General features: G+C 67.9%; 12 protein-coding genes. 6 read left to right on the top strand and 6 right to left on the bottom strand.

The annotated features are described in order from the left end of the window. Positions 1 to 91 precede the first annotated feature (91 nt). Together ACILRJ_RS02770 and ACILRJ_RS02765 are read left to right on the top strand one after the other, a co-directional pair. Positions 92 to 790, top strand: coding sequence for a helix-turn-helix transcriptional regulator (locus tag ACILRJ_RS02770; protein ID WP_395680143.1), 699 nt, complete (start codon positions 92 to 94; stop codon positions 788 to 790). Between the two features lie 90 nt (positions 791 to 880). Further along, positions 881 to 2623 (top strand): DUF885 domain-containing protein, encoded by a 1743-nt coding sequence (locus ACILRJ_RS02765; protein WP_395680141.1) that lies wholly within the window; start codon positions 881 to 883, stop codon positions 2621 to 2623. Positions 2624 to 2716: 93 nt separating this feature from the next. Here the strand turns inward: ACILRJ_RS02765 and ACILRJ_RS02760 are convergent, their stop codons facing one another. The 4 genes from ACILRJ_RS02760 to ACILRJ_RS02745 all read right to left on the bottom strand — a co-directional run bounded on the left by ACILRJ_RS02760 (position 2717) and on the right by ACILRJ_RS02745 (position 6898). After that, a complete protein-coding gene (locus tag ACILRJ_RS02760) occupies positions 2717 to 4135 on the bottom strand; it encodes a hypothetical protein (protein WP_395680139.1) in 1419 nt (472 codons plus the stop codon). Positions 4136 to 4298: 163 nt separating this feature from the next. Beyond that, positions 4299 to 4979, bottom strand: coding sequence for an SRPBCC domain-containing protein (locus ACILRJ_RS02755; RefSeq protein ID WP_395680137.1), 681 nt, complete (start codon positions 4977 to 4979; stop codon positions 4299 to 4301). A 159-nt stretch (positions 4980 to 5138) separates the two neighbouring features. Beyond that, positions 5139 to 6032: a phenylalanine 4-monooxygenase gene (gene phhA, locus ACILRJ_RS02750; RefSeq protein ID WP_395680135.1), complete on the bottom strand. Its 894-nt coding sequence runs from the start codon at positions 6030 to 6032 to the stop codon at positions 5139 to 5141. A gap of 74 nt (positions 6033 to 6106) precedes the next feature. Further along, positions 6107 to 6898 (bottom strand): rhomboid family intramembrane serine protease, encoded by a 792-nt coding sequence (locus ACILRJ_RS02745; protein WP_395680132.1) that lies wholly within the window; start codon positions 6896 to 6898, stop codon positions 6107 to 6109. Between the two features lie 216 nt (positions 6899 to 7114). On the opposite strand from ACILRJ_RS02745, the gene ACILRJ_RS02740 reads away from it, so the two are divergent. Further along, complete coding sequence (locus ACILRJ_RS02740; protein WP_395680130.1) at positions 7115 to 8320, top strand: GGDEF domain-containing protein; 1206 nt, start codon at positions 7115 to 7117, stop codon at positions 8318 to 8320. Between the two features lie 9 nt (positions 8321 to 8329). On the opposite strand, the gene ACILRJ_RS02735 is transcribed toward ACILRJ_RS02740, so the two are convergent. Continuing rightward, positions 8330 to 9289, bottom strand: coding sequence for a TerC family protein (locus tag ACILRJ_RS02735; protein WP_395680128.1), 960 nt, complete (start codon positions 9287 to 9289; stop codon positions 8330 to 8332). Between the two features lie 365 nt (positions 9290 to 9654). Between ACILRJ_RS02735 and ACILRJ_RS02730 the strand changes: the two genes are divergently transcribed. Beyond that, positions 9655 to 10830, top strand: a complete 1176-nt coding sequence (locus tag ACILRJ_RS02730) for a class I SAM-dependent rRNA methyltransferase (protein ID WP_395680126.1) — start codon at positions 9655 to 9657, stop codon at positions 10828 to 10830. Positions 10831 to 11004: 174 nt separating this feature from the next. Continuing rightward, positions 11005 to 12042: a serine hydrolase domain-containing protein gene (locus ACILRJ_RS02725; RefSeq protein ID WP_395680124.1), complete on the top strand. Its 1038-nt coding sequence runs from the start codon at positions 11005 to 11007 to the stop codon at positions 12040 to 12042. 177 nt (positions 12043 to 12219) lie between these two features. On the opposite strand, the gene ACILRJ_RS02720 is transcribed toward ACILRJ_RS02725, so the two are convergent. After that, a complete protein-coding gene (locus ACILRJ_RS02720; protein WP_395680122.1) occupies positions 12220 to 14094 on the bottom strand; it encodes an aspartyl protease family protein in 1875 nt (624 codons plus the stop codon). Positions 14095 to 14170: 76 nt separating this feature from the next. Between ACILRJ_RS02720 and ACILRJ_RS02715 the strand changes: the two genes are divergently transcribed. Next, positions 14171 to 14755 (top strand): winged helix-turn-helix domain-containing protein, encoded by a 585-nt coding sequence (locus ACILRJ_RS02715; RefSeq protein ID WP_395680120.1) that lies wholly within the window; start codon positions 14171 to 14173, stop codon positions 14753 to 14755. Positions 14756 to 14822: the final 67 nt, after the last annotated feature.

Here is a 14822-nt window from a genome sequence, read left to right as displayed (position 1 = left end):
CGCGGCGCACGCCGGCGTCGCGACGGACGCTGCACGCCGCGTCCGCGCGCGCGGCTTTACGCCGACCTCGCAACGGCGACATCATCGCCGGATGCGCCGTGCCGACCGCCTGTTCCTCATCATCCACGCCCTGCGCGGTCGCCGCACCGCGTTGCCGGCACGCACCCTGGCCGACACGCTCGGCGTTTCGCTGCGCACGGTCTATCGCGACGTCGCCGACCTGCAGCTGTCCGGCGTGCCGATCGAGGGCGAGGCCGGCGTCGGCTACGTGCTGCGCAAGGGCGCGGACATCCCGCCGCTGATGTTCAGCGCCGAGGAACTCGAAGCCCTCGTGGTCGGCACCCGCTTCGTCAAGGCGTTCGCCGGCCAGCGCCTGCATCGCGGTGCGCGGGCCGCGTTGCTGAAGATCGAAGCCGTGTTGCCACCGGAGCTGAAGCAGCGCGCGCTGCGCTCGCGCATCTTCGCGCCGGCCGACTGGAACGAGGCGAGGAGCGGCCTGATCGACCGCCTGCACGCCGCGATCGCCGCGCGGCAGGTGCTGCGCCTGGACTATCGCGACGAAGCCGGACGCACGACCCAGCGCGAGGTCGAACCGCTCTGCCTCGCGTTCTGGGGCGGCGTGTGGACACTCGGCAGCTGGTGCCGCCTGCGCATCGGCTTCCGCACGTTCCGACCCGACCGGATCGCGACGTTCGAGGCTACCGGTGAGGTGTTCGTCGAGACCCCGGAGCGCGGCATGATCGCCTATGTGCGCGCGATGGGTGGGGACGTCGAAGGCTACGACGAGTAAGGTCGCGCCGCCGGGCTCCCCATCCATCGGCACTTCCGCCCGCGCATCGCTGTACGATCATTGGTGGTTTCCACCCCGCGGAGTTGTGCAATGAATCGATCGCTGGCCGCCCTACTTTGCGCGGGCCTCGCGCTGACGACCCTCGCGCGCGCCGAATCGGCCGACGATCGCTTCAAGGCGCTGTACACGACGGAATGGAACTGGCGTCAGCAGCAGTTCGGCGGCCTCGACGACGAGGACCATGCATCCGATCCGGCCAACAATCACCTGCCCGATGTCGGTGTCGTCGCGCAGCACGCGCGGCTTGCGTACTGGAACGATGTACTCAAGCAACTCGACACGATTCCGGCTGCGGAGCTGTCGGCGGAGAACCAGGTCAACCTCGCGGTGTACCGCCCGCAGGTGCACGACCTCGCGGCGGCGCAGGCGTTGCGCAGCTACGAGATGCCGTTCAACAGCGACTCGCAGTTCTGGTCCGACCTCGGTTTCATGACGCGGCGGCCGCTCGACAGCGTGCAGGCGGCGCGCAACTACATCGCCAAGCTCGACGACGTGCCGCGCTACTTCGAGCAGCAGACCGCGAACATGCGCGCGGGTCTCAAGCGCGGCTTCAGCGTGCCGCGCGCGGTGCTCGATGGTCGCGACGTGTCGATCGCGAACTACGCAGAAGTGAAGTCGCCCGAGGACAGCGAGTTCTACGCGCCGCTGAAGGAGCTGCCGGCCACGATTCCGGCGGATGAGCAGGCGAAACTGCGCGTGGAGGCAGTGCGCGCGATCCGCGAGCACGTGATCCCGTCCTATGCCAGGCTCCTGAAGTTCTTCCGCGACGACTACGTGCCGCATGCGCGCACGACCCTCGCGGCCGAGGCGCTGCCGGATGGCAAGGCGTTCTACCGCCAGCAGATCCGCGAGTACACCACGCTCGACCTCGATCCCGAGGCGATCCACGCGATCGGCCTGAAGGAAGTCGCGCGCATCGATGCCGAGATGCAGGCGACGATGAAGCAGACCGGGTTCAAGGGCGACTTCGCCGCATTCCTCGAATTCCTGCGCAGCGACCCGCAGTTCTACGCGAAGACGCCGGACGAGCTGCTGATGCGGGCGGCTTGGATCGCCAAGCAGGTCGACGCGAAGATCGGCCGCTACATCGGCACGTTGCCGCGCGGTCGCTTCGGCATCGAACCGGTGCCGGCCGCGATCGCTCCGTTCTGGACCGCCGGCCGCGGCAGCGCGCATACCTACTGGGTCAACACCTACGACTTGCCGTCGCGTCCGCTCTACAACCTGGCCGCACTGACGCTGCACGAATCCTCGCCCGGCCATTCGTTGCAGGGCGCGCTGGCCGAGGAACAGAAGCAGCAGCCGGAGTTCCGCAGCAAGAACTACATCTCCGCCTACGGCGAGGGCTGGGCGTTGTACTGCGAGAAGCTCGGCAAGGAGTTGAGTATCTACCAGACGCCGTACGAGGAATTCGGGCGCGAGACCTACGAGATGTGGCGCGCTGCTCGCCTGGTCATCGACACCGGCGTGCACCACAAGGGCTGGACGCGCGCGCAGGCGATCGACTACCTCGCCTCGCACACCGCGCTCTCGCGGCACGAGGTCGAGACCGAGGTCGACCGGTACATCTCATGGCCGGGCCAGGCGCTCAGCTACAAGCTCGGCGAGATGAAGATCGTCGAGTTGCGCAGGCGCGCGGAAACCGCGCTCGGCGCGAAGTTCGACCTGCGCGCGTTCCACGACGCGATCCTGTCGGAAGGCTCGGTACCGCTGCCGCTGCTCGAACAGCGCCTTGATGCGTGGATCGCCTCGCGCAAGACCGCGAAATCGTGATGGCAGGGCGCTGAAGGTCATTGCAGGAGCGGCGCAGCCGCGACGGCTACGGGCAGCGTTCGCGCTTGCGGCGCTCCTGCAGGAGGCTCGCGGTCACAACGCGCGCAGGAATGCGACGAGGTCGCTCTTCTCGCGCGGGGTGAGGCCTATCGTGAAGCGCGTGTCGTAGAAGTCGACGACATCGTCGAGCGTTGCCGCCGCGCCGTTGTGGAAGTACGGCGCGCGTGCGGCGAGGCCACGCAGGACCGGTCCCTTGAACTTGCCGATGTCCTTCCACTTGCCGCTCAGGAGGGCCTTGCCGGGGTCGGTCGTCTGCACGGTTTCGCCGGTCGTGTTGTTGCGCAAGGTGTACAGCGGCATGTCGGGCGTGCGTCGCGACGCGTCCGAAAGTCCGATGTCGAGCGGCAGCGCGACCGTGTGATTGCCGATGTTCGGCGCGTTGTGGCAAGTCGTGCAGGTACCGTTGATGACCGGAAGGCCCAACGCATCATTGAGTCCACCGACGTCGCTGATCGCGACCGGCTTGTTGTTGAACAGGCGTTCGCCGCGCGCGACCGCCTGACGCCCCGGACGATTGTCGTCGGACCATGCCTCGAACAGGCGCATCGACTGCCCATCGAACGCAGCGCCGGCCGGGTCGGCGCCGAGCGTGTCGTTGATGCCGATGTGAAAGCGCAGGTTGGCGAGGATGCGCGGACCACCGAGCGCGTCGTCGTCGTTGAGCGCGCCAGCCCGGTCGTCGCGCAGTTGCGCGGTGCTGAGGCCAAGCTCGAACGCGACGATCGCGTCGAGCTGCCCGTCGCTCGGCGCGGCGCCTTGCGCGTGGCCGATCGTCGCGTCGATCGCCTGGTGGCGCAGGCTCGCGACGAGATCGGCATTACCGACGCCCGCATCCATCGGCGGCAGGAATGGCACCGCGGTTTCGCGCGTGTCCCACATCACGCCGGTCAGGAAGGCGAGATTGGTCGACGGCAGCGGCCGCCGGAACAGCGACAGTTCCGCCGCGCTGGCGAAATGGTACGGATCATCGACCGCTTCGAGGCTGAATTCGGCGCCGGCCGGAATGCCGATGCCGACGCGGATCACGCCACGTCGCAGCAGCAGGTCGTAGGCGACGCGGCGCTTCGCCACGGTCGAGACATCCGCCAGCGGCGAGGTCGCGCCGTCATTGGTGCGAAAGATCGGATCGGTGCCGTCGCTGGCCTCGAAGCGCTCGCGCACATGCTCCGGCGTGACCGACCACGCGTCGGCCTGCTGGTGGCAGGTGCTGCACGAGCGTCCGTTCGTGCCGAGGCTCTGGAAGAACGGATTGTCGTGGTCGAGCGCGCCATCGCGCGTGTAGGTGCGCAGCCAGCCGCTGGTGTTGCGCGTCGTCGACGCATCGTTGTACATCTGTGGCCGCGGCGGCTCCTGCGCGCGCACTGCGATCGCTGCCAGAACGAACGCGACGGCGAAGAACCCGATCGACGGGCGCGTGCGAGCGCGGTCCGCCGTTGAACCAGTCGTGTGCATGGTCTTCCTCCGCAACGCGGCATCCACCGCGTCCCGCCCGGGACTCGCGTGCGCCGCGACGGAAGGCCGACGATTCAGGCCGGCGTCCCTCCGTCATGCAGAAGAACGCCGAACCCGCGGCCTTTGCGACATGCCGCCGGGTGGCGGGAGGGAGTTGGCGCGATCAGCGCTTGTTTGCGGGGGCGTCCTTGCGCGCGCGCGCGGCGGCCTTGTCGGCAGCCGCCTGTTCCTCCGCGCTCTTTTTCCATTCTTCCATGATCCCGGCGCGGCGCGCGGCACCGGCGTCGACCGCGGGCGGCGCGACGGGCGGCGGCGCGTCCGGATTGCCGTTGGCGACGAAACGCACGAGCCGCGCGAACTGCTGGCCGAGCACCTCGTCGACCTGCGGCGCGAAGGCGTCCAGACCGCTCGCGCTCGCTCCGTTCACGCGGTATTCGAGCGCGAGCGTCGTGGCGCCATCGTCGCCGCTGTCGATGCGAAACGTCAGCACGCCCTTGAGCGCGAATTCCTGCAAGGGGCCGAGCGCGGCCTCGAGGCGCAGCAACTGTGGCGGCAGCGCCATCACGACGCGCCCATGTTCGACGCTGCCCCCCGTCCAGCGCTCGCAGAAGCAACCACCCGCCTCCGGTTTCAGGCTCAGGTTCGCCGCCTTGCCGGACCAGGTATGTTCATCGCTCCACCAGCGCTGCGGCTGCACCAGGGCAGCCCATGCCTTGGCCGGCGTGGCTGCAACCGGCTCCGACAGCACGACCAGGAATCCATCGGCGGCGGATTGCCTGACCTCGGCGTGTGCGACGCCGGCGATCGCGAGCAGTGATAGCGGCAATCCGTACCGGAGCTTCATTGCAACCTCCAAATCATCGTCGGCGCTGTTCCGACTGCGCGTAGTGCGCGCGGGTTCCCCATTGCGGTGCGCATGCAGGAACGCCGGAGCCGCGGACTACTTCTGCGGCAGCAAGAGCATCGCGGCTTCCGCCGCTCCCACAGAATCCTTCCAACGACGCTACACGTCGCCATCCGCAGCCCAGCCCTCGCCGCTGCCGCGATGGAAGACATGGTCCGCGGCAAGCACTTCGCCGGCCGGCACCGACGGCTGCGCGGCGAGGTCGACGTAGATCGGGCGGAAATCCGGGCGCGTCGCATCCATCAGCTGCTCGAAACTGTCGATGACGAAATAGGTCTTCTGGTACGTGTCGATGCGGTAGCGCGTGCGCATGATCCGCTTCAGGTCGAAGCCGATGCGGTTCGGCGCCGGCGATTCGAGGCTGTAGATCGATTCGCCCTTCGAACTGACGATGCCGGAACCGTAGATGCGCAGGGCTCCGTCCTGGCGGATCAGGCCGAACTCGACCGTGTACCAGTACAGGCGGGTGAGATTGACCAGCGCTTCCGCACCGACGCCGTGCGCCTTCACGCCGCCGCGCCCGTACGCCTGCATGTAGTCGGCGAACACGGGTTCCAGCAACAGCGGCACGTGGCCGAACAGGTCGTGGAACAGGTCCGGCTCGGCGAGATAGTCGAGCTGCTCGGGCTTGCGGATCCACCACGTCACCGGGAAGCGCCGGTTCGCGAGGTGATCGAAGAACGTCAGCTCCGGCAACAGGCCCTCGACGCCGACCAGTTGCCAGCCGGTCGCCTTGGCGAGCACTTCGTTGAGTTCGTCGAAGCGCGGGATCGCATCCGGGCTCATGCGGAAGCGTTGCTGGTTCTCGATGAACTCGCGACAGGCGCGTTGCTCGAGGACGCCGCGCTGGCGCTCGAACAGCGTCGCCCAGGTCTGGTGGTCGGTGCGCGAATAGCTCGACCACGGCTGTTCGACCACCGCGGTCGTATACACCGGCACGTAGCCTTTGTCGGTCTGCTGGTGTTCGACGCGGCGCGCTTGTGGATCGTTCATGGCCATGGCCCGGGTTGCATCGGCGGCAGCTTAGCGCGGTTCGCGCCAGGGTGGCGCTGCAGCGCGGCGCGCGTTCAGTGCAGGGTCGGCGGCGGCGGGTCCGGCGCGCGCGGGCGCGGGCGGAACTCGATCACGCGACCATTGCCGCTTTCGCCGGGCGCGCGCTGCCAAAGCACCGGCACTTCCCGTGCGCGCGGCAGTTCCAGTTCGTCGTCGCCATCGCGCGCCGTCTCCTGCTCCCAGCTGTAACGCTTCTGCGGCGGACTCGGATCGCGGCGGCGGAACAGGAAGGCCGCGAGCACGCCGGCAACCGCGCCAGCGGCATGGTATTCGAAGCTGACCCGCTCCTCGTGCGGCAGCACCGACAGCAACATGCCGCCGTAGAGGAAGAACACGACCAGCGACGTGACCACCGCGAGGCGGTCGCGGCGCAGCAGGCCGATCACGAACAGGAACAGCATCAGGCCATGCACGATGCCGCTCGCGCCGACATGCACGGAACTGCGCGCGAACAACCATACGCCGAGACCGGACAACAGCCAGATCAGCGGCAACGCAAGGCGCGCGGCGCGCGGGTAGCAATACAGGGTCAGCGTCGCCAGCACGCCAAGCGGCAGGGTGTTCGACATCAGGTGTTCGAACGAGGCGTGCGCGAACGGAGCGGTCAGGATGCCGATCAGCCCCTGCGCCTGGCGCGGCGCGACCCCGAGATCGTCAAGCGACCAGCCGAGCATCCAGGCACCCAGCCAGGCGATCCACACGCCGGCGAGCAGCGCGCCCGCGCCGAGCAACGCATAGCGGATGCGCGCGCGGTCATGCGCGACGGTGGCGGCGGTCGGTTCGAGGGCCGGGCGGGCAATGTCCATCGGCTCGAAATTGGGGCGCCGGGCACTCCCACAAGTCGACTCCGTCACAAAATCCGGGTGGGGGGCCTTTGCTAAAATACTGGCCCAAATGTGCCCGTACGCATGATGCGTGCGGTCATTCACGTCCGCGGCGCGACCGGCAGGGGGCCTGTCGCGCGGCCGCCGACGATGGCTTCGAGCCCCGTTCACGGGGCTTCGTGTCGTGCGTCGACCTGCATGAACTTCGATATCAAGTCCGCCATGATGATCGCCTCGCTGCTGACGCTGTGCGTCGGCGCGAGCCTGTCGTTTGCGGCTTCGCGCTATCCGGCGCAACTGCGCACGGCCATGCGCATCTGGATCGGCGGCCTGCTGATCGAGGCATTGGCGCTGCTCTCGGCGGTGCCGCGCGGTGACGGCTGGGACGGCCCGTTCGCGATCATCCTGACCAATACGATGTACGTCCTCTCGTACGCCGTGATGGGGCGCGCGGTGGAGCACTTCGCGAACCGTCCGCCCAGTCGCGCGCCGCTGCTGCTGGTTGCGCTGACCTTCGTGATCCTGTGCCTGTTCACGCTGGCGTGGCCCGCGCCGCGCTGGCGCATCACGTTCGACACGCTGCCGATCGTCCTGCTTCAGCTCGGCGTCGCGCGCGCGGTGATGCTCGGCCGCGAACGCCTCCGCCCGGCAGAGCGGCTGACCGGCTCGCTGTTCATCGCCTGCGCCGCGCTGGCCCTGCTGCGCGGCCTGACCGAACTGTTCGGACCGATGCTCGGTCTGGCGGATTTCCGCCCGACCGTGCTGACCCTCGTGCTGGTGTCCAGTTCGATCCTGCCGATGCTCGGCACGATCGGCTTCATGCTGATGTGCGGCGATCGCATGAACGACGATCTCACCCGCCTGGCGATGACCGACCCGCTCACCGGCGTGCACAACCGCCGCACGCTCGCACGCATGGCCGACCATGAAATCGATGCAGCCCTGCAGGAGGGTCGCCCGCTGTCGCTGCTTGCGATCGACGTCGATCATTTCAAGCGGATCAACGACGCGTTCGGCCACGACAGCGGCGACGAGGCGCTGCTCGGCCTGGTCCGGCTGATGCGCGAATCGCTCGCGGTCGACGCCCCGCTCAGCCGCATCGGCGGCGAGGAATTCGCGGTGCTGCTGCCCGGAGTAAGTGAACTCGAAGCCTGCGTGCTGGCCGAGTACCTGCGCCAGCACGTGGCCAGCGCACTGCTGTCGAGCAACGGTCACCCGCTGCGCCTGACCGTGTCGGTCGGCGTTGCCTCGATCGACGCCGAAACGCGCGACCTGCGCGCGTTGCTGCGCAACGCCGATCGCGCGCTGTACGCGGCCAAGCACAACGGCCGCAATCGCTGCGTCGCGCATTCCTCGCTGGCACCCACGCCCGCGTTGGGCATGGGCACGGCCGCGCGCGCCTGAGCAGGCCCGTCAGTCGGCGCGGTGCGTGTGCGGCGGCAGCAGCAGGCTGGCGACGATCGAAGCGATGATCAGTAGCGCCACGATGGCCAGTGCGATGCCGATCGGGATCACGAAAACGCCCGCGAGCAGCATCTTCGCGCCGATGAACAGCAGTACCGCGGCGAGGCCGTGGGCAAGCAGGTGGAAGCGGTCGGCCATGCCGGCGAGCAGGAAGAACAATGCGCGCAGGCCGAGTACCGCGAACACGTTCGAACTCAGCACGATGAACGGATCGAGCGTGACCGCGAAGATCGCGGGGATCGAATCGACTGCGAAGATCACGTCGGTGACCGCGACGAGCACCAGCACCACGAACATCGGCGTGTACCAGCGCCTCCCGCCCTCGTGGACGCTCAGCGCGTCGCCACGGAAGTCGCGCGTGATGCGCAGGTGGCGGCGCATCCAGCGAAGCACCGGATTGCGCTCGAGGTCGGGGTCGGGATTGGCCGCGAGCAGCATCTTGAGCCCGGTCGCGAACAGGAACAGGCCGAACAGGTAGAGAACCCAGTGGAATTGGGCAACCAGCGCCGCGCCGAGCAGGATCAGTACCGCGCGCAGCACGATCGCCCCGAGCACGCCGAGCATGAGCGCTCGCTGGCGCAGCTCGGGCGGCACGGCGAAGCTGTTGAACACCATCAGGAACACGAAGATGTTGTCGACCGCGAGCGCCTTCTCGATCAGGTAGCCGGTCAGGAACTCGAGGCCGATCTCGTTTGCGACCGTGCGCCCGGCGCTCGCATCGAGCCATGCCCACAGGCCGAAATTGAATGCGAGCGCGAGGCCGATCCAGGCAAAGCTCCAGACCGCCGCGGCGCGGAACGTCACGCGGCGCGGACCGGCGGCGCGCAAGAGCAGGAAATCGACCGCGAGCGCGGCGGCGAGGATGACCGCAAAGACGGCCCAGAGGGCAGGAGTGGCGATGCTGTGCATGAACTTGTGTCCCGTGGCTGCGCTGGGATCGATGGCGCACAGGTCACGAAAACTCGGGACACAGCTTCGCCGTCGACGGCGAAGGTCTTGCTCGCGGAACCGCCCGTGGGCGATCCGCCCGCCGGACCGGAGCCTTGCGGCTCGTGTTGACGATCACGGCGACGGGAGAGCTACTCCCCTTCTGCTGAGTGGAACTTAGCGTCCGACCCGCGCGCTTGCAAGGTCGGACGCAGCGCGCAGGTGTGAATATTGGTGAGGTCCGAGGGCTGAAAAGCGCGATCTGTCCGCGCAGCGGTTTCCCGCTTTCCCGCCGGCGAGAAGGTTGCCGGCCCTCAGCCTCCGGCCCTCACCCCTATAATCGCGCAATGAATCGCGAAGCCCTGCCGCTCATCACCCTCAAGACCGAACGCCGCTCGAACCATCCATGGATCTTCCAGAAGATGGTCGAGAAGCCGGACCCGAAACCCAGGCCCGGCACGATCGTCGACATCGTGGACCGCGAAGGAAACTTCGCCGGCCGCGGTTTCTACAACGGCCATTCGCGCATCTCGCTGCGCGTGCTGACGATGAATCCGGACGAGCCGGTCGACGCGGCGTTCTTCGCGCGCAAGATCGGTGCGGCGATCGCCCTGCGCCGCGACCAGCTCAAGCTCGACGCGGTCACCGACGCCTACCGCCTGGTGCACTCCGAAGGCGACGGCCTCTCCGGGCTCGTCGTCGACCGCTTCGCCAACACGCTCGTGGTCGAATATTTCTCGGCCGGCATGTTCAAGCAGCGCGACCTGATCAAACGCTGCCTGCTCGAACAATATCCCGACGCGGACTTCTACGCGTTCGCCGAGGATCACGTGCAGAAGCAGGAGAGCTTCGACTGCCCGATCCCGAGCTCGCCGCCACCGACGGTCATCCACGAGCACGGCGTGCAGTTCCACGCCGCGCCCGGCACCAAGCACAAGACCGGTTTCTTCGCCGATCAGCGCGACAACCGCAAGTACCTCGCGACGTTCTGCGAAGGCAAGCGCGTGCTCGACCTTTGCTGCAACTCGGGTGGCTTCGGCATCTATGCGAAGACGATCGGCGGCGCCAGCGAAGTCACCGGCGTCGACCTCGACGAGGAAATCCTCGAGATCGCCGCGAAGAACGCCTACCTCAACAAGGCGAAGGTGCGCTTCGTGCAAGCCGACATCTTCCACTGGCTGCGCGACGCGGCGGCAAACCAGGCCAAGCAGTTCGACGTGGTGATCCTCGACCCGGCCAAGATGACGCGCGACCGCGAGCAGGTCATTCCGGCGCTCAAGAAATACCTCGACATGAACAAGCTCGCACTCGGCGCGGTCAAGCCGGGCGGAATCTTCCTTACCTGCTCGTGCACCGGCCTGGTCAGCGAGGAACAGTTCCTCGACATGCTGCGGCGCGCCGCGTTCTACGCGAACCGCACGGTGCAGGTGCTCAAGGTGACCGGCGCCGGCGAGGACCACCCGTGGATGGCGCACGTGCCGGAATCGCGCTACCTCAAGGCCGCGTTCTGCCGGGTGGAGTGAGTTTGCAACGACAGTCGCTACCTGCCGAGGACCGTTTGCGGCAGGGTTTCATGGTGTTTCGACTTCGCGGAACTTGGTTCCGGTGCGCTCGACACGAACGGATGGACAGGGCGCCCTGTCAACCGGACGTGCGCCACCGCGTTGCAAGGGTCGGGTTTCCGACGAGGACTTGCCGTGCGTTTCCCGCCCCTGTTCCTGTTCGCGGCATCGGCCGTCGTCAACACGGTCGTTCACGCGGGGCCGGCTTACCATTTCGCGCCGGTCACGCAGCAGATCGATGACCTGTTGTCGAGCCATCCCGGCATCAGTGGCGCCTCGCTGATCGTGATCCGCGAGGGTGCGCCGATCTACGAGGAATATTTCGGCGACTACACGCAGACCACGCGCATCCCGATCGCATCGGCGAGCAAGTGGCTGTCGGCGATCGCGATCGAGCGCCTGGTCGAGCGTGGCCAGATGCGCTGGAGCGACACCGTCGGCGAGTATTTTCCGGGCGCATCGGCCGACAAGCAGGCAATCACGCTCGGTCAGTTGTTCAGCCACACCTCGGGCCTCCCGGCGAACGACGCGCCCTGCGTCGGCGACCCCAGTTACTCGCTGGATAGCTGCGCGCAGCAGATCCTCGGCCTCGCCCTCGCGTACGCACCGGGCAGCGCGTTCGCCTACACCGGCAACGGCATGCAGGTCGGCGGGCGCATGGCCGAGATCGCCACCGGCAAGAGCTGGGCGCAGATCTTCGCCGATGAAGTGACCACGCCACTCGGCATGCCCGATACCAGCTTCTACCACCCTGGTGCGAACCCGCAGATTGCCGGCGGCATCGGCGCGACCATGCTCGACTATTCGCATGCGGTGCAGATGATCGCGCAACACGGCACCTGGAACGGTGCGCAGTACCTCGAGGCGGACGGCATCGTCGAGATGCAGAAGGACCAGACGCACGGCGCACCGGTCCTCAACTCGCCCGATCCGATGGCCTACGGCTACGGCTACGGTGAATGGCGCAACCTCGTCGACGCGCAGGGCAACGCGGTGCAGGTGTCGAGCACCGGCAAGTATGCGACCTCGCCGTGGGTCGACAACCAGACCGGCGTCGCCGCGGTGTTCCTCGTCTACACCACCGCCGCGCTGCTGCACGAGCAGCTGTACGCGCTGTGGGGCAATGTGCGCGCGGTGGTGCTCGATCCGATTTACGGGGATGGGTTTGATTGAAGGCTGAAGGCCGAAAAGCCGCGTCGCTGCGGAAACCGCGCCTGCGCGCACATGATATGCGCCGTCCTCGCGGCGATGCCCGGGCAGGAGCGGCGCAGCCACGACAGGCATCCGGCGTGCGCCAGGGTCCGGTCGCGCTTGCGGCGCTCCTGCACAGCTGCCTCGACCCGGCGCCGTCTAGCGCGACTCGCGCCATGCCGGGATGCGATCGGCGAGCACGAGTTCGGTGTGCGAGGGCTTGTCCGCGCGCACGTACGCGAGCAGGAGCTTCGTCCCGGCCGGCAGTTCGCGCAGGCGCTGGCGCCATTCCGACAGCGGACGCATGCCGATCTTTTCGGCGCCGATCGCGGTGATGCGATCCCCCACGCGCAAGCCCGCGCGCGCGGCCGCGCTGTCCTGCGCGACGTCGGCGACTTCGAGCGCATCGTCCGTGCCGAGCAGCCACAGGCCGCTGCGATCGAACGCATCCGCCTTGCCGAAATCCGCATTCGGCGCGAGGTACATCTTCCTGGCCGCGTAGTCGAACGCCACAGTGAAGCGTTTCAGCACGCCGCCGCCGAGGTTGGCGCCGAGATCCGGACTCGCGAACGCGCCCTTGTCGCCGGTGTAGATGTCGCCCGCAATACCGTCGATCGCGAGATCGCCGAGCGCGAGCGTGCCAAAGCGCGCGATGCGCCCGCGTGACGGACCGCCGACGCCCCACCCGACGACCGCTTCCGGCGTGGCGGCGTACTTCGCCACCAGACCGTGTTCGCGCGCGAACGGCGCGTGCAGGGTCAACGATGCACGCGAGCCGGTATCGACACTGATCCGCGCCGGCACGCCATCGAGCGTGCCCTGCACGATCGGAATGCGGTCGGCGAGTTCGAACGGCACCGCATGCGCGCCCGCGGGTGGCGCGAACTTCGACGGTTCGGCCAGCACGAGTTCGTGTTTCGCGTAGTCGATCGTGACACCGAAGCGGCGGAACATCTCGTAACCGACCAAACCATCGGAGTCGTAGCCTTCCACTTGCGGCAACTTGCCGAGGTCGATGATGTAGAACACCGGCTTCGCCAGTACCGCGGCGCCGAGACGCACTTCCTGCGCGTGCGCGAGCGCGAGGTCGACCGTCTGCTCGCCGACGCCGCGACCGGCGAGCTTGCCCTCGCCTTCGACGCCGAACTTCTTCGCCGACGTCGGCGTGAGCAGGTTCACACCACCGGTGTCGACCAGGAAACGCGCCGGCTTGCCGTCGATCGAGCCGTTCGCGTAGATGTGGTTGTTGACCAGCTCGAATGGAACGCGTGTGACGCCGCCGGGCGCGTCGATGCGCGCGGTCGCGGTCATCGCCGGCATCGCGAAATCGGCGTCGGCAATCGCGACGTTGAGGGCGATGCGCGAGGCCTTTACCTCGCTGCGGTTGCGCTCGTCGCTGCGGCCAGCGGTGTCCGTCAACCGGGTCACGGTATGGAACGGCAACTTGACGCCATCGACGTCGCGCCAGTCCTCGAACGTCGTGGTGGCGGTGTCCGCGCCCTGCTTTTGCAGCGTGCGCGCGAGCAGGTGCGTGCCGGCGTCGAACCACAGCGTGACCGGATCGCCGCCGTCGGGCGTCGCAACGACAACGTTGTAGCGGCGACCGTCCAGTTCGCGCGCTTCGGCCTTGGCGTAACTCGCCGCGATGCGCTGCGGATACCAGTAGCCGCGCGCATCGAGCCACGCCTGGCTGCGCGCACGGCGTTTCGCTTCGGGTGCGTCGAGCGCGGCGACTTCGCCGCCCGGGTCGCGGCTCCAGCCGGTGCTGCCGTCGTAGCCGTCGGCGCCTTCGATCGGGCCGAGTCGGTAATGGTCATTCGAGCGGCCGGTCGCCAGATCCTGGGTTGCGTCGAAACTGCCGCTCATGCCGCCGGCGGCGAGTGTGCCTTCGACGCGCACGCTCGATACCGCATCCCATCGCGCGCCCCCGCTGGCCTGCCGGAAGCGCGCGAATACATCGCTCGCGTCTTCGGCGGAAGCGAGCTGCATGAACCCCGTTGCGAGCGCCGCCAGCGCCCATGCCTGCCTGATCATGTTCCTCTCCTGCACTTGCGTTGCGCGGTCAGTGTTTGAATAATTGCACTGAATTTCAAACTAGGCAACCCAACCTATGGCACGGACACGCGCGGCGCTGATCGAAGACGCCAACGAGATCGCCCTGCTCGCCTCGCCGACTCGCATCGAGATCGTCGACACGCTGGAGGCGCTCGGCAGCGCGGTAACGGTGGCGGAACTCGCCGCTGCGCTGGGTCGCCCGGCGGATGGGCTGTACTACCACCTGCGCCAGCTCGCCGAAGGCGGACTGGTCGAGGAGCAGGCCGCAGCGGATGGACGTCGCTATCGCACGCGCACGCGCAAGGGCAATCGCCTGCGCCTGCGCTACAAGCCCGGCGCGACCGCGAATGCGGATGCAGTCGGGCGCGTCGCCGCGAGCGTGCTGCGCGTCGCCGGTCGCGACTTCGCGCGCGCGCTGGCGGACCCGGACAGCGTCGTCGAGGGTCCGCGACGCGAGCTGTGGGCCGCCCGCGGCAAGGGTTGGGTCGATGCCGCCGACCTCGCCGAGATCAACCGCCTGCTCGCGCGCCTGATGGAACTGGTTCAACAGCCGGCGCACGCACGGCCGCGCGGCAAGCTGGTCGCGCTGTCGTGGGTGCTCGCGCCGGTCGAGGCAAAGCCGGCGCGCCGCCGCGCGTGACACCGGCTTTGCACAGGCCGAAGCGGGCGCGCCGACACGGCCTGCTAGACTGCGTGCCCGACCGCAC

Origin of the sequence: Dokdonella sp., from assembly GCF_044227025.1 — a bacterium.
Lineage (GTDB): Bacteria > Pseudomonadota > Gammaproteobacteria > Xanthomonadales > Rhodanobacteraceae > Dokdonella_A.
The sequence above is the reverse complement of the archived record's forward strand: the minus strand, read 5'-3'. Positions and strand labels throughout refer to the sequence as shown.